Annotated in this window: 16 protein-coding genes and 2 pseudogenes; 13 read left to right on the top strand and 5 right to left on the bottom strand. The window is 57.5% G+C overall.

Features of this window, described 5'->3' with window-relative positions; all coding sequences use genetic code 11:
* Positions 1 to 38 precede the first annotated feature (38 nt).
* On the top strand, positions 39 to 659 hold the full coding sequence (locus JSY17_RS23405; protein ID WP_206403131.1) for an LbetaH domain-containing protein: 621 nt from the start codon (positions 39 to 41) through the stop codon (positions 657 to 659).
* Here the strand turns inward: JSY17_RS23405 and JSY17_RS23400 are convergent.
* A complete protein-coding gene (locus tag JSY17_RS23400) occupies positions 632 to 1759 on the bottom strand; it encodes an AbrB family transcriptional regulator (RefSeq protein ID WP_206403129.1) in 1128 nt (375 codons plus the stop codon). The genes JSY17_RS23405 and JSY17_RS23400 overlap by 28 nt on opposite strands.
* A gap of 120 nt (positions 1760 to 1879) precedes the next feature.
* Here JSY17_RS23400 and JSY17_RS23395 point away from each other — a divergent pair.
* Together JSY17_RS23395 and JSY17_RS23390 are read left to right on the top strand one after the other, a co-directional pair.
* Positions 1880 to 2782: pseudogene (locus JSY17_RS23395) on the top strand (LysR family transcriptional regulator).
* Positions 2783 to 2877: 95 nt separating this feature from the next.
* Complete coding sequence (locus JSY17_RS23390; protein ID WP_117164998.1) at positions 2878 to 3096, top strand: hypothetical protein; 219 nt, start codon at positions 2878 to 2880, stop codon at positions 3094 to 3096.
* Positions 3097 to 3160: 64 nt separating this feature from the next.
* Here the strand turns inward: JSY17_RS23390 and JSY17_RS23385 are convergent, their stop codons facing one another.
* On the bottom strand, positions 3161 to 3664 hold the full coding sequence (locus JSY17_RS23385) for a nucleoside 2-deoxyribosyltransferase (RefSeq protein WP_201014708.1): 504 nt from the start codon (positions 3662 to 3664) through the stop codon (positions 3161 to 3163).
* 159 nt (positions 3665 to 3823) lie between these two features.
* On the opposite strand from JSY17_RS23385, the gene JSY17_RS23380 reads away from it, so the two are divergent.
* On the top strand, positions 3824 to 5476 hold the full coding sequence (locus tag JSY17_RS23380; RefSeq protein ID WP_206403127.1) for a VRR-NUC domain-containing protein: 1653 nt from the start codon (positions 3824 to 3826) through the stop codon (positions 5474 to 5476).
* A gap of 2 nt (positions 5477 to 5478) precedes the next feature.
* Here the strand turns inward: JSY17_RS23380 and JSY17_RS23375 are convergent, their stop codons facing one another.
* On the bottom strand, positions 5479 to 5772 hold the full coding sequence (locus JSY17_RS23375; protein ID WP_206403125.1) for a hypothetical protein: 294 nt from the start codon (positions 5770 to 5772) through the stop codon (positions 5479 to 5481).
* A 414-nt stretch (positions 5773 to 6186) separates the two neighbouring features.
* On the opposite strand from JSY17_RS23375, the gene pstS reads away from it, so the two are divergent.
* The 4 genes from pstS (at position 6187) to pstB (ending at position 9946) form a co-directional block, all read left to right on the top strand.
* Positions 6187 to 7206: a phosphate ABC transporter substrate-binding protein PstS gene (pstS, locus tag JSY17_RS23370; RefSeq protein ID WP_117164995.1), complete on the top strand. Its 1020-nt coding sequence runs from the start codon at positions 6187 to 6189 to the stop codon at positions 7204 to 7206.
* Between the two features lie 84 nt (positions 7207 to 7290).
* Positions 7291 to 8286, top strand: a complete 996-nt coding sequence (gene pstC, locus JSY17_RS23365; RefSeq protein WP_117164994.1) for a phosphate ABC transporter permease subunit PstC — start codon at positions 7291 to 7293, stop codon at positions 8284 to 8286.
* Positions 8283 to 9167, top strand: a complete 885-nt coding sequence (gene pstA / locus JSY17_RS23360) for a phosphate ABC transporter permease PstA (protein WP_117183473.1) — start codon at positions 8283 to 8285, stop codon at positions 9165 to 9167. Before pstC ends, pstA begins: the two co-directional genes overlap by 4 nt.
* A complete protein-coding gene (gene pstB / locus JSY17_RS23355) occupies positions 9167 to 9946 on the top strand; it encodes a phosphate ABC transporter ATP-binding protein PstB (protein WP_117164992.1) in 780 nt (259 codons plus the stop codon). The genes pstA and pstB overlap by 1 nt, the downstream gene beginning before the upstream one ends.
* On the opposite strand, the gene JSY17_RS23350 is transcribed toward pstB, so the two are convergent.
* On the bottom strand, positions 9927 to 10874 hold the full coding sequence (locus tag JSY17_RS23350; protein ID WP_117183472.1) for a LysR substrate-binding domain-containing protein: 948 nt from the start codon (positions 10872 to 10874) through the stop codon (positions 9927 to 9929). The genes pstB and JSY17_RS23350 overlap by 20 nt on opposite strands.
* A 167-nt stretch (positions 10875 to 11041) precedes the next feature.
* Here JSY17_RS23350 and JSY17_RS23345 point away from each other — a divergent pair, with 167 nt between their 5' ends.
* Positions 11042 to 12046 carry an alpha/beta fold hydrolase gene (locus tag JSY17_RS23345; RefSeq protein WP_200977725.1) on the top strand — a complete coding sequence of 335 codons (1005 nt, stop codon included), beginning with the start codon at positions 11042 to 11044 and terminating at the stop codon, positions 12044 to 12046.
* A 63-nt stretch (positions 12047 to 12109) separates the two neighbouring features.
* On the opposite strand, the gene JSY17_RS23340 is transcribed toward JSY17_RS23345, so the two are convergent.
* Positions 12110 to 12934 (bottom strand): HDOD domain-containing protein, encoded by an 825-nt coding sequence (locus JSY17_RS23340; RefSeq protein ID WP_206403123.1) that lies wholly within the window; start codon positions 12932 to 12934, stop codon positions 12110 to 12112.
* A gap of 532 nt (positions 12935 to 13466) precedes the next feature.
* On the opposite strand from JSY17_RS23340, the pseudogene JSY17_RS26185 reads away from it, so the two are divergent.
* From JSY17_RS26185 to JSY17_RS23325, 4 genes and pseudogenes are all read left to right on the top strand, one after another.
* Positions 13467 to 14501 (top strand): annotated as a pseudogene (locus tag JSY17_RS26185) (HAMP domain-containing protein); the annotation flags it as partial.
* A gap of 93 nt (positions 14502 to 14594) precedes the next feature.
* Positions 14595 to 15359, top strand: a complete 765-nt coding sequence (locus JSY17_RS26180; protein ID WP_371856567.1) for a methyl-accepting chemotaxis protein — start codon at positions 14595 to 14597, stop codon at positions 15357 to 15359.
* Between the two features lie 137 nt (positions 15360 to 15496).
* Positions 15497 to 16063 (top strand): phosphonate metabolism protein/1,5-bisphosphokinase (PRPP-forming) PhnN, encoded by a 567-nt coding sequence (phnN, locus tag JSY17_RS23330; protein WP_117183470.1) that lies wholly within the window; start codon positions 15497 to 15499, stop codon positions 16061 to 16063.
* Positions 16064 to 16220: 157 nt separating this feature from the next.
* Positions 16221 to 17039: an alpha/beta fold hydrolase gene (locus JSY17_RS23325; protein ID WP_206403119.1), complete on the top strand. Its 819-nt coding sequence runs from the start codon at positions 16221 to 16223 to the stop codon at positions 17037 to 17039.
* The last annotated feature ends 144 nt before the right edge of the window (positions 17040 to 17183 follow it).

Here is a 17183-nt window from a genome sequence, read left to right as displayed (position 1 = left end):
TCTACGGTGGACGTCTGTTCCATGTTTGAGGCGTTGCAATGGTCAGGATTGTCAATTACATAAACGGGTTCCTGGCTTCAGGCCTTGCGGGCTGGGAAACCCTGTCTCCCTGGCAGTTGGCGAGCAAGGCGCCTGAAGTGCTGGCCGAGTTGCTGCCCCGGCTTTCTCGGGAGGATTACCGGATTGTCGATGACGTAGCCGTGCATTGCACGGCGATCATCGAGCCGGGTGCGGTGCTCAAGGGGCCGTTGATCGTCGGGCCCGGTTGTTTTATCGCTGCCGGTGCCTATTTGCGCGGAGGATGCTGGCTCGATGAGCATTGCATTATCGGGCCGGGTGCCGAGTTGAAGACGTCGTTTGTATTCGCCGGAAGCAAACTGGCCCATTTCAATTTTGTCGGTGACTCGATCCTGGGCGCTGGAGTCAATCTCGAGGCAGGCAGCATCGTCTGCAATTACCGCAATGAGCGTACCGACAAGCAGGTCAATGTGTTGGTCGGCAACCGGTTGCAAGGCACCGGTTGTGACAAGTTCGGTGCTCTGATCGGCGATCATTCCCGGATCGGTGCCAATGCGGTGCTGGCCCCGGGTGCCTTGCTCGAACAAGGTTCGATCGTGCGCCGTGGACAGGTCTACGATGCAGAATTGCTGTCAGGTTGAGCGGGGCGCGAGTGTGAAGGCGCCTTGCGGTCAGTCAGGCGAATGATCTGCCGGGCCAGGAAGCTGCCGGTCAGGATCACGCCGAACAGGCGCAGGGTCTGCATCGCCAGCACGAAACCGACGTCGGCATGGGTGTCGATGGCAATGATCGCCATCGCATCCAGCCCGCCGGGGCTGGTGGCCAGGTAGACCGAGAGGTAATCCTTGTCCAGCATCACGGCAATCAGCCAGGCCGAAAGGGCGCACAGCACGATCAGCAGCATCGAGGCGAAGATCATCATCGGCAGGCGTCGCCAGACGTAGCTGATGGTTTCGCGGTCAAAGCGCAGGCCGATGTAGCAGCCTATTGCGCCATATCCCATCGCCAGCATCCAGGTGGGGATCGTGATCTGCAGCAGGCCGCTCAACTGCAAAGCCCCGCCGAGCACCAGTGGCACCAGCAATGCGCCGGCAGGCATTCGCGAGCCCAGCAGCACACCGAATGCGATAACCCCGAGGCTCAGGCCAAAGTCCAGCAGGCTCAGGCCCTGCAATGCCGCTTCACTGCTGTGCAGGTCTGCGCCACCACTATCGGGTGCACCCATGAAGCGGCTGACCAGCGAGCCGACCACCACCACACACACGACTCGCACATATTGCATGGTGGCGACCACCCGTGAGTCTGCGCCGTAGTCTTCGGACATGGCCACCATCGCCGATGCCGCACCCGGCGAGGTGCCCCAGGCAGCCGTGTTGCTGGGGATGCCGGCAAAGCGCACCAGCACCAGCCCGACCACGGCACTGAGCAGCACGGTCAGGATCGTGGCGAATAACATCACATGCCAGGACTGGATCGCGGTAATCAGCACGCCCATGGTCATGGCATGGGCGATCAGCACGCCCACCGTGCCCTGGCCCAACTGAAAGAGTTTTTTAGGCATGCGGATGGTTGCACCCGATACACCGAAGCCGATGGCGACCAGCATCGGACCGAGGAACAGCGCCGCAGGCACATTCAGGTATTTGAGAAATTGCCCGGAGGCACCTGCAAACAGCAGCAGACTGACCCATTGGGGCAGGTGAGGCAGCGTGGATAGCGTCAGGCTTGAAGCACGTGGCAAGGAGGTTCTCCCAGACTTTGGCTGCCGATCAGGAACTGACCGGTCGCACAAAGTATCGACACTTCAATCGATCAAGTCTATTTTCTAATAATCATGAATTGATAACTTTGGTTGATGGATATGGACCTGCGGGACCTCACTTATTTTGAAACCATCGCTGAGCTGGGCCATCTGGGACGTGCAGCCGAAAAGCTCAATCGCAGCCAGCCGGCGCTGACTAAAAGCATTCAGCGTCTGGAGGAGTCCTTTGGAACGCGCCTGTTCCAGCGTGACGGGCGACGCATCAAGCTGACCCCGGTGGGCGAACTGCTCCAGGCCCGGGGCAGGGAATTGCAGCAGAGCATTGCCCAGACCCAGCGCGAGGTCCGGGATTTCGCCAGTGGCATGGTGGGCAATATTCGCGTGGGCTGTGCCGCTACCATGGCCGAGTATCTGATGCCCAAGCTGACTTCGGCTCTGCTGCAACGTGCACCGGACGTGACCTTGAAACTGGTGGTCGGTCAGGACGACTTGCTCGGCGAGTCCCTGCGCTCCGGGCAACTGGACATGATTATCTGCTCGCTGATTCCTGACGATGACTAGGTCGTCAGCTATCCGATTCTCAAGGACGAAGCGGTAGTCATTGCCAGCAAGCACCACCCGATTTTCAAGGCCCCGATGCAGATGAGCGACTTGAATGCCTATCGCTGGGTGTTGCCGCCCATAGGCGTGTCTTCACGCAAATGGCTGGATGCGACCTTTGCTGCCCATGGCCTGCCGCTGCCGGTGGTGCAGATCGAGGCGAATTCCATTTCCCTGCTGCCGGGGCTGATTGCCCAGAGTAACCTGCTGAGCTTTATCGCCAGGGAGTCACTGGAGTTTGGCAAGAACATGCAACATCTTCGCGAAGTGCCTCTGGAACAGACTACGATGAAACGCACCATTGGCGTGACATTGCGCAGCAGTGGTTATCTGTCTCCGGCCGCACAGAAAATGCTGCAGATGTTGCGTGATAACGGTGGCGAGTTTGTAGGCTGGACCTGAGGTTTTGCGCTTTCATCCACGGCTGCGCTAGCCTGTGGTCATGCAGATGCGCAGGACGTATCTGATTTCATGAGATAAAAAGGAGCCAGACAGCGATGCAGGTATCTCCATTCGCCACAGACTTTCCCTCTGTTGCCCGTCCGGCACAGCATTTTGGTGGCGACCAGTCGCCTTTGAACGATGCCGATGCCGATGAAGACAATGACCCGGAAGGCTATCTGGATCTGGATATCCTTGGCCTGGATGATTTTGTCGATGCCGACAAGCTGGACCCGACCATCACCGGCGATATCGGCTCTGCGACATTGGGTTGAGCTCCGGTCAAGGTCATGAATCACCTTGTGGCATAAGTCTTGTCTGTGTCTTGACTGACGGGCATTACGCCTGCTTTGAGGTCAGATAGCGGGCCAATGCCTCGATCCCCGACTCTGCACTCGGGCTGCTTCCCGCCCAGGTGCAGGCCAGCATCAGGTTGCGGGGCAGGTTGAAGTCTTCCACGACGAAACCCTGGCTGTCGAAACCCTTTTCATCGTGAGGCACCAGTTCGCGCAACGAGGCTATTGGATCGAAATAGCCCCAGACCGGTTTGTTCAGCGCCACCGCCATGCCGACCTCGAAAGCGGTGCCGGAATCGGGTTCCAGGCCGCGGAAGACGTTGAGATTGGCCAGTACCGCCGTACAGCGCTGGATCATTGCGATGTTCATCGTGCAGATCAATTGCGCTGTATCGTGAGGGGATAGCCCGGGCGGCACTTCATTGTCGAACGGGTACAAGCCTTCAAGACCCTGGGCTGTACACAATTGCTTCAGGTATTGGCCATATTCGATGGCGTCCTGACGGAACACATCGAAACCTGCGAGGTAAACCAGCGGCGCTTGCATATCCGCTCCTTGCCAAAAAGGTCGATCTTACGGCTCGCCGACTCTTTTGCGAAATGCACCATTTATCGGCCCGCGTAAAAACCGGTGGCATCATGGCTGGAATCTGTACGGATAACCAGTATCCTTGGCCGCCTGTCTCTGCCTTGTGTGACCGCATCCTTGAGTATTTCACCTCTCGACAATCCGTTTTATTACCTGGAAAACTTTCGTCAGGTCCTTGCCTGGATCGTTCAGCGTTACGACGATCTGCTCGATGAACACGAGCGCCGGTTTATCAGTGAGTTTTCCGGGCTGCCGACGCCTGCCCAGGCCTTGCTGGTGCGTATGGTCATGCGCAAGGGCACGCTGTTCCGGGCCAGCAAGCTCGATTACGACGAGATTGGCGATACCCGCGAAGCGGCGTTGCCCTTGCTGGCACAGGGCTGGATCGATTCGCGTCCGCTGCTGGAACTGGACGCATTGTTTCAATTGCTGCGCAAGGATGAACTGAGCCAGTGCTTCAAGGCCCATGCGGTGAAGGGGCCGGAACGCAAGCCGGACTGGCTCGCGCGTCTGCAATCGATCTATGAAGTTGCCCAGCCTCTGGATCAATGGCATCCCGATCTGGACGATCAGGTCTTCGAGCTGAAGGTGATGCCGTTGTGCGATCGCCTGCGCCTGCTGTATTTCGGCAATCTGCATCAGGAGTGGTCGGAGTTCGTGCTGGCGGATCTGGGGATCTTTCGCTACGAAAAGGTCGAGTTCTCGCAGGACTCGCGGGCCATCGGCGAACGGGTGGACATCGACGTCTGCCTGCAACTGCATGCCTGCCGGGAAGCCATGGAGCAGGGTATCGAACTGAAACTGCTGGCCGAGCAGGCGCTGGCCATCGAAACCCGCAATCCCTGGCTGCAAAGACGCTGTGCCAAGCTGTTGTTCCATATCGGGCAGCAGGCCGAGCGTCTGCAGGAGTGGCCTCTGGCCCTGGAGGTCTATCGCCAGTGCAATTATCCGGGAGCCCGTTCGCGGCAGATCCGGGTTCTGGAACTCAGTGCCGAATACGCCCAGGCCATGGCGCTGCTGGAACAGGTCAGGGCCATGCCGCAGAACGATGCCGAGCTTCAGCATCTGCAACGCATTCTGCCGCGCTTGCAGCGCAAGCTGGGCCTGACGGTCGAGAAGCGTGCGGCCGCTCGCAGCGTGTCGCGCCTGGATCTGAGTGTTGTGCCTGTTCCTGGCCTGAGTGTCGAGTTCCTGATTCGCGAACATCTGGCCGAAGAGGGCAGCGAGGTGCATTACGTCGAGAATGCGCTGATCAACTCACTGTTCGGTCTGTTGTGCTGGCCGGCGATTTTCGCACCGCTGCCGGGAGCGTTTTTCCATCCCTTCCATAGTGCTCCCAGCGATTTGCTCAGCCCGGACTTCTATCAGCGTCGTGCAGCGCTGTTCGACGAATGTCTGGCCCAACTGGAAAGCGGCACCTATCAGGCGACGATTCGTGAGCACTTTCAGAGCAAGTCCGGACTGCAATCGCCTTTCGTGTTCTGGAACGTTCTGACTCCTGAACTGCTGGAGCAGGCTCTGCATTGCCTGCCTGCCGAGCATCTTGGCCACTGGTTTCGCCGCTTGCTGCAAGACATCAAGGCCAATCGCACCGGCATGCCGGACCTGATTCAGTTTTTCCCCGAGCAGCGCCGCTACCGCATGATCGAGGTCAAGGGGCCCGGTGACCGGCTACAGGATAACCAACTGCGCTGGCTGGATTTCTGTGCCGAGCATGGCATGCCTGTGGAAGTGTGTTACGTGCAGTGGGCACCCGGGCTGCCGGGCTGATTTCAGCGGTCCGAGGGCTTCTTGTCATTGGGCGTGGTGCTGTCGTTATCCCCGTTGGAGCCTTGGGTGCTGTCATTGCCCATCCCGTTGGTTTGCTTCGGGTCCGGGACCCTGCCGTCTGCTTCGGGGCTGCTGCCGTCCGTGTTGTCTTCCTGATCGCTTTTCAATTCCATGGCCGGACTGTCCGGGTCATGGCCTTCCGGGTGAGTCGGGCCGGTCGAGCCTGCCCATGCCCCTGAGCTGATACCGGCCAGTAAGGTGGCAAGGCTCAGTGCTGCTATTCGATTACCGATCATGATGTGAGTCTCCAGGGTGGGTCGTTACCTGTCATTGGTGTGGCCTGGCAGACAATAGGTGCGACGTGTCCGACCGACGGGGTACTCAAGGCTTTATGGCTATAAAAAAGTATCTGTGGCCTGGTATCGGTTCTAAGAAAACGTACTTTCTTACAATTAAAAAACAGAGATGGCGCTGTGCTATTGGTTGGTGGTGGCAAATTGATATTTTTCGATTGGCAGGAGAGTAACCCAGTAAATACGGGGCTTTTACGGCTTTTTCGGTCGGCCCGGCGTAGGAGATCGATTACAAAAAACGTTCATTTCTGCCACCAGTCGACGGACTGTCATTAAACAGAAACATTTCAGGTTTTAAATCCGCCTCGGGCCTCCTTAAGTGGACCACCACACTTTCTCCTGGACTGAGGTATTACCGTGATACTGCTGACTAAAAAACGCTTGTCGCTTCTGATCGCTTCGCTGTGCCTGAGCGGTGCTGCCCATGCGACTGATGTCACTGGCGCTGGTTCGAGTTTCGTTTTCCCGGTTATTTCAAAGTGGTCCCAGGACTACAGCAAGAATTCTGAAAACCGCATCAACTATCAGTCGATCGGTTCGGGCGGTGGTATCGCTCAGATCAAGGCAGCCACCGTTGACTTCGGCGCATCCGATGCCCCGATGTCCGCAGAAGACCTGCAGGCCGCTGGCCTGGGTCAGTTCCCCAGCGTGATCGGTGGCATCGTGCCAATCGTCAACGTCGAAGGTATCGAAAGCGGCAAGCTGAAGCTGGATGGCGAGACCCTGGCCAAGATCTTCATGGGCACGGTAAAGACCTGGGACGACGAGGCCATCAAGGCCCTCAACCCTGGCGTGAATCTGCCTAAGACCAACATCACCGTTGTTCACCGTTCCGACGGCTCGGGCACTTCCTACAACTTCACCAACTACCTGAGCAAGGTCAGCCCGGAGTGGAACAAGGAGTTGCAGTTCGGTTCCACCGTCAAATGGCCGGTCGGTGTGGGTGGCAAGGGTAACGAAGGTGTTTCTGCCTACGTCAAGCAGATCAAGGGTTCCATCGGCTATGTCGAGTACTCCTACGCTGCGACCAACAAACTGGCCTACACCCAGCTGAAAAACGCTGCTGGCAAGTTCGTGACCCCGACCTCCAAGACTTTCGCTGCTGCGGCTGACACTGCCGACTGGGCGAGCGCCAAGGATTTCGGTCTGATCATGACCAACGCTCCGGGCGACGAAGCATGGCCGATCACTGCGACCACCTGGATCATCATGTACAAGAAGGCCAAGAACGCCGAGAAGAGTGCAGCCACTTTCGACTTCTTCAAGTGGTCTCTGGAAAACGGTCAGAAGCAGGCAGAAGAGCTGGATTACGTCGCTCTGCCGAAATCGCTGGTTGAACGTGTAGAAGGCTACTGGAAAACCGAATTCACCAAGTAAGTGATTCAAGCCTGTAGCTCACCCCTGTCATCAACCGCGATATCGGTTCGGTGACGGGGGCTTTTTCTTGCGAGTGGACTCAACATGACTGAAAACACCCAATACCTGTCCGCTAACGTCTCAGACATCGACTCCGAAGGCGAAAAGCGCGCCAAGCGGGATCATCGACATGACGCCTGGTTCAGGCGTTCGCTGCAAGGCGCGGCCATGCTGGTGCTGGCACTGCTGGGTTGTATTGCCCTGTCGACCCTGTGGGGCGGAAGTCTGGCATTCGAGACCTTTGGTTTTGGTTTTCTGACCAGTGCCGAGTGGGACGTGAACAACGGCAAGTTTGGTGCCCTGGTTCCGATCTACGGTACGTTGGTTACTTCTTTTCTGGCTTTGCTGATCGCCGTTCCGGTGAGTTTCGGCATCGCCATCTTCCTGACGGAAGTCGCGCCGCCCTGGTTGAGGATGCCCATTGCCTCGGCCATCGAGTTGCTGGCCGGCATTCCTTCGATTATCTACGGCATGTGGGGGCTGTTCGTGTTCGGCCCGTTCATGGCTGAACACCTGTCGCCATGGATCAATGAAAACCTGGGTGGCCTGCCTTTTATCGGCACTCTGTTCCAGGGCCCGCCGCTGGGTATCGGCATGCTGACCGCAGGTATCGTCCTGGCGATCATGATCACGCCGTTCATTACTTCGGTAATGCAGGAAGTCTTCCGTACCGTTCCCACGACCCTCAAAGAGTCTGCCTACGCCCTGGGCGGCACTACCTGGGAAGTGGTCTGGGACATCGTTCTGCCTTACACCCGCTCGGCAGTGGTCGGCGGTGTGTTCCTGGGGCTTGGCCGTGCCTTGGGTGAAACCATGGCGGTGACCTTCGTTCTGGGTAACGCCCACCAGTTCTCCGCATCCCTGATGATGCCAAGCAGTTCCATCGCTTCGGTCATCGCCAACGAATTCAACGAGGCTTACACCGACCTGCACCGTTCGGCGCTGATCGCACTGGGCTTCCTGCTGTTTGTGGTTACTTTCATCGTGCTTGCCCTTGCACGTCTGATGTTGTCGCGTCTTTCGCGTAAGGAGGGGTTATGAGTAACGACGTAACCGGTAACGAGCGCCTGTATCGGGTTCGCAATATCAAGAACAAGATTGCAATGGTGCTCAGCTGCGGTGCCACTGCCTTCGGTCTGTTGTGGCTGGTGTGGATTCTGCTGACCACCATCATCAAGGGCATCGATGCCCTGAACCTGCAACTGTTCTCCGGCATGACCCCGCCGCCGGGTGTCGAAGGCGGTCTGGCCAACGCGTTCTATGGCAGCCTGCTGATGTCCGGCATCGGCCTGCTGATCGGTACGCCAATCGGCCTGATGGCCGGTATCTGGCTGGCCGAATTCGCCCGCTATTCCAAGCTGGGCAATGCGGTGCGCTTCATCAACGACATTCTGCTGTCGGCGCCGTCGATTGTGCTGGGTCTGTTCGTGTACACCGTGGTCGTGCTGCCGCTCAACCAGTTCACAGGCCAACAGGTCGGTTTCTCGGCGATTGCCGGTGCCCTTGCCCTGGCGTTGCTGGTGATTCCGGTGGTGGTGCGTACTACCGATGAAATGATGCAACTGCAACCTTCGACCATGCGCGAAGCCGCACTGGCCTTGGGTGTGCCGCAATGGAAGCTGACCCTGCAAATCGTCCTGCGTGCCGCCAAGGCGGGCGTGGTGACAGGCGTTCTGCTGGCTCTGGCACGTATCACCGGCGAAACCGCGCCACTGCTGTTCACCGCTTTCGGCAACCAGTTCTGGAGCAGCGACCTGCTCAAGCCTATCGCCAGCGTTCCGGTGGTGGTCTTCCAGTACGCCATGAGTCCGTTCGAAGACTGGCACTCCCTGGCCTGGGCCGGTGCACTGGTCATGACGCTCTTCGTACTGGTTCTGAGTCTGCTTTCTCGCTTAATTCTTCTGCGCAATAGGGCGTCCTGATGAACAACCTTTCCCTTGCCAACGAAAAAACCAAGATCCAAGTGCGTGGTCTGGAGTTTTTCTACAACGAACAGAAGTCACTGAAATCCATCGACATGATGATCCCCGAAAAGCGGATCACCTCGATCATCGGCCCGTCCGGCTGCGGCAAGTCCACTCTGCTGCGCGTGTTCAACCGTATCTACTCGATGTACCCGAAACAGGAAGCGCGCGGCGAAGTGCTGCTCAATGGCGAAAACATCCTGGCACCGGGCTATTCGATGAACCGTCTGCGCAGTCAGGTGGGTATGGTGTTCCAGAAGCCGGTACCGTTCCCGATGTCGATCTTCGAGAACATCGCCTACGCCATCCGCCACCACGAAAAGCTCTCGCGCCGTGAAATGGAAGACCGTGTCGAGCAGGCCCTGCGTGGTGCCGCGTTGTGGGATGAAGTGAAGGACAAGCTCAAGAACAGCGCCACCAGCCTGTCCGGTGGTCAGCAACAGCGTCTGTGTATCGCACGTACCATTGCGCTGCGTCCTCAGGTCCTGCTGCTCGATGAGCCGACCTCGGCACTCGACCCGATCTCCACCGGTCGTATCGAGCAGTTGATCACCGAGCTGAAAGAGCAGTTCACCGTGATCATCGTGACCCACAACATGCAACAGGCGGCCCGTTGCTCGGACTACACCGCGTTCATGTTCATGGGCGAACTGATCGAGCACGGCGACACTGACACCATCTTCACCAAGCCTTCCAAGACCCAGACCGAAGACTACATCACCGGTCGCTTTGGCTGATGCCCTCCAGGGTGGGCACCGTCCGGTGCTCGCCCATGAATTCCTCGATCCGGCTGCGCAACCAGCGTTCTGCCGGATCGCTGTCCATCACGCTCAACCATGTCATCGACAGATCCAGCCCCGGCGTACTGAAGGGCAAAGGCTCATCGTGCAGTAACCCCAACGCACTCATGGCACTGGCCGTGAAGTCGGACAGACCGGCGATCAGGTCGGTGCCGGCCATCAGCGCGGGCAGGGTGGTGAAACGCGGCACGGACAACACGACCTTGCGCTTGCGCCCCAGTGCCGTCAGCCACTCATCGGCAAAGCTGCTGACGTTTGCGGCATGGGACACCACCACATGAGGGCGAGAACAGTATTCATCCAGGGTCATGGGCTTCGACGACTTGTCGGCCCTGACCACACGTGGCTGAACATTGCGCAATGGCTTGCGCTTGGCATTGGCCGGCAGGTCGCGGGTCAGGCAGATACCTACGGTAATCTCGCCGGACATCAGCACTTCCGAGATATTCAGGTAATCGACGTGCTTGACCACCAGCACCACGCCCGGCGCTTCCTTGCGTATCGCCTGGAGCAAGGCGGGGAGCAAGCCGAACTCCACGTCGTCCGACATGCCGATGCGAAAAGTCATGGTGCTCGCCGAGGGATCGAAATCACTGGCCAGGCTGAGCGCCGTGGACATGGCATCCAGTGCCGGAGTCAGGTGCCTGAGAATTTCATGGGCGCGAGCGGTAGGCTCCATGCGATGGCCGACCCGGATGAACAGCGGGTCGTTGAGCAGGCTGCGCAACCGGTTGAGTGCGGCACTGATGGTCGGCTGGCCGAGAAACAGTTTTTCGGCGGTGCGCGTCACATTGCGCTCCAGCATCAATGTCTCGAAAACCACCATCAGGTTGATGTCTGCCTTGCGCAATTCATTGCGATTCATCGTTATTCCTTTGCACCATGGCGGGTCGTACTTCGAAAGGATGGCGACAGTCTATATGACTCGGCGTTAACACTATGAAATGTCTGCTTGCGTGACAGGAGCAAGTCTGTAGGCCAGCATGCTGAGTTCCCGCATGTTCACGCTCCATTTCCTACAGGAGGTTCTTTATGCGTGCTGTAAAGATCGCAGGCTTGCTCATGACACTGACGCTGCCTGGCGCAGTGTTTGCCGAAACGCCCAGCTATGGCCAGCAACTCGAGGGATTCACCTATCCCCATACCCTGAAAAAATTCAGCTTCCAGTCCCAGGGGCAGAAACTGGAAATGGGTTACATGGATGTTGCGCCCACCGGCCAGGCCAATGGCCGTACGGCCGTATTGATGCATGGCAAGAATTTCTGTGCCGCTACCTGGGAAGACAGCATCAAGGCCTTGAGCGCTGCGGGTTATCGCGTTGTGGTGCCGGACCAGATCGGTTTCTGCACCTCCACCAAGCCCGGTTACTACCAATACAGCTTTCAGCAACTGGCAACCAATACCCATGACTTGCTGGCCAGCCTGAAGATCGACAAGGTGTCGGTGGTCGGTCATTCCACCGGTGGCATGCTGGCTACACGGTATGCGCTGATGTATCCGCAACAGACCGAAAAGCTGGTGATGGTCAATCCGATCGGTCTTGAAGACTGGAAAGCCCTGGGTGTGCCTTATCGCAGCATCGACCAATGGTACGAACGTGAGCTGAAGGTGACCGCCGAAGGAATTCGCCAGTACGAGCAGAAGACGTATTACGACGGCCGCTGGAAGCCCGAGTATGACAAGTGGGTCGATATGCTGGCCGGTCTGAACAAGGGACCGGGCCAGAAAGCGGTCGCCTGGAACTCGGCGCTGATCTACGACATGATTTTCACCCAGCCGGTCTTCTACGAATTCCCGAAACTCAAGGTCCCGACCGTGCTGATGATTGGCGATGCAGACACCACGGCCATCGGCAGCGACATTGCACCACCGGAGGTCAAGGCCCGGATAGGCAACTACAAGGTATTGGGCAAGCAGGTTACCGAGATGATCCCGGGCGCTACCCTGGTCGAGTTCAAGGGCATGGGGCATGCACCGCAGATGGAAGATCCGGCCATGTTCAACAAGGCTCTGGTTTCAGGCTTGCTTCTGAAATAGCCTTTGCGACTGAATTGGCTCCTGTACAAACCCGGCAGGAGCCAATTCCTTCGCGAATAATGATCAAGACAGCAGCTGTGAAAACGCCTTGTCCGCTTCCAGTACCGCCGGCAGGCCCTTGAACAGGGCGTCCAGATCCACTTCCTCGGTCAGCGGGCCGGTAGCGGCCTTCTGTGCTTCGGGTGTGGCGCCGTCATGGGCTTCAAGTGCATCGGAAATCACGATGGCCTGAGCCACGATGCGCGGCAGAGGAGCATTTTCGGGAGCCTGCATCGGGCGCGCCTGATAGGCGATGGCCTGTTGAATCACCTTCGGCAATTGCCAGCGCCGGGCCAGTTCTTCACCCACCTCCGGATAACCGAAGCCCAGTTGCAGTGTTTCGTTGGCTGCCCGTCCTGCTGTCCCGGCCTTGGCGGCGTTGTTCAGGCGCTCTGCCACTTGTGGCGCGCCGGTCTGGATCAGCAGTTCGCCAATGTTATGCATGACTCCGCAGGTGAAAGCGATCTCAGGATCGGCGCCGGTCTGCTTGGCCAGCATTCGGCAGATCCCGGCGACCTGGAAGCTTTTGAGCCAGAACGCCTTGAGATCGAAACTCGGTCCGGCCTTGAAAGCGCCGGTCACTGCCGAGGCCATCACCAGTGTGCGCAAGGTATTGAAACCCAGGCGCATGGCTGCGTCTTCGATACTGGATGACTCCCTGGAACCACGGAACCGGGCTGAGTTGGCCAGGCGCAGCACCTTTGCTGCAATCACCGGGTCCTTCTCGATATTGCGGGCGATGCTTTCCAGGTTGGAGGAGGCGTTATCGAACTGCAGCATCAGGTCCTGGGCCACTTTGGGAATGCTGGGCAGGCTGTGCAAATCGTCAAACAGTTTTTCAAGGGTCATCGATTGCATCCTCATACGTCGGATGATTCAACGATAGTCAGTTTTTTCCTCTGTGCACGTTTGCCGATGGATTGTGAGAGGTGCATCTCAGTGCCTGCATCCGCAGCACATCCTCTGATGTATATACAATGCGATGAGCGGCGTTGAAAAAAGCCAATAAAAAGTTTATGAGAAGTTTATGGGTAAGTAAGACATACCCGTTTAAAAAATATGTGTACTCGCCAGACTGATCATTAAGTGCGGTTGTTCGACACTTTATTGGCGTCATCCATGAAAAACTTTAATCAGAAAACGTTTTCAGACAGGGCTTTTAAATAAAAAGCTGAAATTGTCATGGAAAATGCATGTGTGTATGATATCAATTCGCTCCGTTTCCGGGGCGAGCTGTTGCTGAAAGCTTTCTGGATTGCATGCACCTACTGGCTAATCAGCGGTTTTTGTCAATCTCCCTGGTTCGTAGAAACGACACAGTTGTCAGGCTTTTCTGGTGATCGCTATATCGCCGTTACGGTTTCTGCATGGAAGTATCCTCATGATTAAAAGTTTAGGTTTCAGCAAGAAAATTCTGCTGGCGGCTGCGTTGATTGTGGTTGTCGCGTTTAGTGCGTTTATTGTCATCAATGATTATCGACAACGCCAAACTTTGAAGTCCAATGTCCTGTCCGAATTGCAACAGCTGGGTACTCTGACGACGCAGAATATTCAGACCTGGCTGGAAAGCCGTTCGCAACTGCTGCAGTCCATGGGCCAGCAGATTTCCCTCGATGGCAAGGCCCTGCCTCAATTGCAGCGGGCAATCGGTCTGCAGGCTTACAGCGAGAACTTCCAGCTCAGCTACTTCGGCAGCACCGAAGGCGTGATGTTTTCCATTCCGGCCGGCAATCGTGCCGCCGATTATGATCCACGGACCCGAGGCTGGTACAAGGCGGCGCAGAATGCGCCCGGTGTCATCGTCACCGAACCTTACATTGCCGCTTCTTCGGGCAAGCTGGTGGTCACCCTGGCGGCTCCGGTCAAGATCCAGAATCAGTTCGCCGGTGTTGCGGGTGCGGACATTTCCCTGGACAGCATCAGCAAGACCATCAACTCCCTGAATTTCGGCGGCCATGGTTATGCCTACATTGTCAGCGCCGATGGCAAGATCCTGATTCATCCGGACAGCAAGCTGATCCTCAAGAACATCAGCGAAGCCTATCCGGACAACACGCCGAAGATCGTGGCCGGGGTCAGTGAAATCACCTCCGGCGGCAAGACGGAGTTCGTCTCCTTCACGCCGGTCCAGGGTATTTCAACCGCGAACTGGTATGTCGCTCTGGTACTGGATCAGGAGGCGGCCTACGCGATGCTCAGCGAGTTCCGCACTTCGGCGCTCGCCGCCATGGGTGTGGTCGTACTGGTGATCATCCTGTTGCTGGGCCTGCTGATTCGTGTGCTGATGCAGCCATTGCACCAGATGGGGCGCGCCATGCGTGACATCGCGGACGGTGAGGGCGACCTGACCAAGCGGCTGGCCATTACCTCTCAGGATGAGTTCGGTGAACTGGCGCAGTCCTTCAACCACTTTGTCGAGCGTATCCACACTTCGATTCGCGAAGTGGCTTCCACTGCCGGGCAACTGGGTGAAGTCGCAACGCGAGTGGTCAAGGCGTCCAATTCGTCCATGACCAACTCCGATCAGCAATCCAACCGTACCGAAAGTGTTGCCGCAGCCATCAATCAACTGGGCGCTGCCGCCCAGGAAATCGCTCAGAATGCCGCTCGCACTTCGCAGCAGTCCAGCGATGCCAGCGATCTGGCCGGTGAAGGGCAGAGCGTCGTGCAGCAGACCATTGCCGCGATGAACGAGCTGTCGGGCAAGATCAGCGAGTCGTGTGTCAACATCGAGAGCCTCAATGGCAAGACTGCCAATATCGGGCAGATTCTCGAGGTCATCACCAGCATTTCCCAGCAGACCAACCTGCTGGCCCTCAATGCTGCCATCGAGGCTGCCCGCGCAGGTGAAGCGGGCCGTGGTTTTGCCGTCGTGGCCGATGAGGTCCGCAACCTGGCGCACCGGACTCAGGACTCTGCCCAGCAAGTGCAGACCATGATCGAAGAGCTGCAGGTCGGAGCCCGCGAAGCGGTGGTGAACATGACCGAAAGCCAGCGTCAGAGCGAAGACAGCGTGAGCATCGCCAACCGTGCCGGTGAGCGTCTGGGCAGCGTCACCCGGCGTATCGATGAAATCAACGGCATGAACCAGTCGGTTGCCACTGCAACTGAAGAACAGACCGCTGTGGTGGAGTCGATCAACGTCGATATCACACATATCAATACGCTCAACCAGCAGGGTGTCGATAACCTGCGCCTGACGCTGGATGCCTGCAACCTGCTGGAAGAGCAGGCTGCCCGCTTGCAACAATTGGTGGGAAGTTTCCGTATCTGAGGTACGAAACAGGACTACTGAATATCCACCTGAACGATTATCATCCGGCCAGTCTTTTACTGGCCGTGGTGTGAATCGTTCATCTTCATCCGCTCCACGGCCTGTCGTTACCCGCAATGTCTGGCGAGGGTGTTTTGATGGTGGGCAGGTTGATCTATCTCATCGGGCCGTCCGGTTCAGGCAAGGACAGCCTGCTGGATGCCGCACGGGAAACCTTGACCCGCAACGATTGCCGGATCGTACGGCGGGTCATTACCCGTTCTGCCGAAGCCGTGGGCGAAGCGGCCCAGGCCGTCAGCGTCGAACAGTTCGAGAGCATGCGCGAGCAGGGCGCCTTTGCCTTGAGCTGGCAGGCCAATGGTCTGCACTACGGCATTCCCGTCGAAATAGACCAATGGCTGCTTGAAGGCCATAACGTGCTCATGAATGGTTCAAGGGCTCATCTGCAGCAGGCACAAGTACGTTATCCGACTCTGCTGGCGGTGTTGCTGACCGTCGATCAGCAGGTCTTGCGCCAGCGTCTGTTGGCCCGAGGACGTGAGTCGGTCACGGAAATCGAGGCAAGGCTGGAGCGCAACGCTTCCTTTGCCGTGAATGTACTGGCCGCTAATCCTTCGGTTTTCCTGCTGGATAACTCCGGCGAACTGCAACAGACCGTCAACACGCTCATTCGCTACATCGACAGCCAGCGCGAACCTGCCTGAACGAACCATCGGTCCACCAGGGCACATCCACACAAGGCTGTGCCCTTATTCCGGTCTAGTCTCAACTCCAACACCTTCGATGCGTCGATTGCGTATGACGTCGCGCGAATGTCGTCCTTGTTCCTGTCACTGCTGCATAACATGAGGATTGATGTTTATGGGCCTGTTGAAAGTCAAAGATGGCACCGAGATCTACTACAAGGATTGGGGCACCGGGCAACCGATAGTGTTCTCCCACGGCTGGCCGCTGGATGCCGATGCCTGGGATGCCCAGATGAACTTCCTGGGCCGCCTCGGCTACCGGGTCATCGCTCACGACCGGCGCGGACATGGCCGCTCAAGCCAGCCGTGGGATGGCAATGAAATGGACACCTACGCCGACGATCTGGCCGAGCTGTTCGAGGCGCTGGACCTGAAGGACGCGGTCCTGATCGGGCACTCTACAGGCGGCGGCGAAGTTGCCCGCTATATTGGCCGTCATGGCACCGGACGGGTGGCCAAGGCGGTGCTGATTGGCGCAGTGCCGCCGATCATGCTCAAGACCGAGGCCAACCCCGAAGGACTGCCCATTGAAGTCTTCGATGGCATTCGCGACAGCGTCACGAGCAATCGCTCGCAGTTCTTCAAGGATCTGGCGATACCTTTCTATGGTTTCAACCGCGAGGGTGCCAACGTTTCCCAGGGAACCATCGATGCGTTCTGGGCCATCGGCATGCTGGGTTCCATCAAGGGCGAGCTGGATTGCATCAAGGCGTTTTCCGAAACCGACTTCACCGAAGACCTGAAGAAGTTCGATATTCCCACCCTGATCCTGCATGGCGATGACGACCAGATCGTTCCCATCGCCGCTTCGGCCCTGAAAAGCGCAGAACTGGTGCACGGTTCGGTGCTGAAGATCATCCCTGGTGCCTCCCATGGCATGTGCACGACATTGATCGATGAGATCAATGGCTATCTGCTGGACTTCATCAAGTAGTAATCAATGGGGCCGTGTGCAAACTGATTGGCGCTGTCTGTCGATCAGTAGGGGCGCAAACGAAACTTGAACTGCCCCCAAGAAGTTGGACACCCATCCAACCCTTGGGGGACGTTATGAGTAAGTACACAGAATCATTCAAGC

This window comes from Pseudomonas capsici, assembly GCF_017165765.1.
In the GTDB taxonomy this organism is placed as follows: Bacteria; Pseudomonadota; Gammaproteobacteria; order Pseudomonadales; family Pseudomonadaceae; genus Aquipseudomonas; species Aquipseudomonas capsici.
This window is presented reverse-complemented; position numbering and strand designations above follow the sequence as displayed.

Coding starts and splice junctions, on each gene's coding strand:
- phnN (WP_117183470.1), top strand. CDS start 15,497: ATGGTGGGCAGGTTGATCTATCTCATCGGGCCGTCCGGTTCAGGCAAG.
- JSY17_RS23385 (WP_201014708.1), bottom strand. CDS start 3,664: ATGCAAGCGCCGCTGGTTTACCTCGCAGGTTTCGATGTGTTCCGTCAG.
- JSY17_RS23375 (WP_206403125.1), bottom strand. CDS start 5,772: ATGATCGGTAATCGAATAGCAGCACTGAGCCTTGCCACCTTACTGGCC.
- pstA (WP_117183473.1), top strand. CDS start 8,283: ATGAGTAACGACGTAACCGGTAACGAGCGCCTGTATCGGGTTCGCAAT.
- pstC (WP_117164994.1), top strand. CDS start 7,291: ATGACTGAAAACACCCAATACCTGTCCGCTAACGTCTCAGACATCGAC.
- JSY17_RS23345 (WP_200977725.1), top strand. CDS start 11,042: ATGCGTGCTGTAAAGATCGCAGGCTTGCTCATGACACTGACGCTGCCT.
- JSY17_RS23340 (WP_206403123.1), bottom strand. CDS start 12,934: ATGACCCTTGAAAAACTGTTTGACGATTTGCACAGCCTGCCCAGCATT.
- pstB (WP_117164992.1), top strand. CDS start 9,167: ATGAACAACCTTTCCCTTGCCAACGAAAAAACCAAGATCCAAGTGCGT.
- JSY17_RS23325 (WP_206403119.1), top strand. CDS start 16,221: ATGGGCCTGTTGAAAGTCAAAGATGGCACCGAGATCTACTACAAGGAT.
- JSY17_RS23405 (WP_206403131.1), top strand. CDS start 39: ATGGTCAGGATTGTCAATTACATAAACGGGTTCCTGGCTTCAGGCCTT.
- JSY17_RS23350 (WP_117183472.1), bottom strand. CDS start 10,874: ATGAATCGCAATGAATTGCGCAAGGCAGACATCAACCTGATGGTGGTT.
- JSY17_RS26180 (WP_371856567.1), top strand. CDS start 14,595: ATGACCAACTCCGATCAGCAATCCAACCGTACCGAAAGTGTTGCCGCA.
- JSY17_RS23390 (WP_117164998.1), top strand. CDS start 2,878: ATGCAGGTATCTCCATTCGCCACAGACTTTCCCTCTGTTGCCCGTCCG.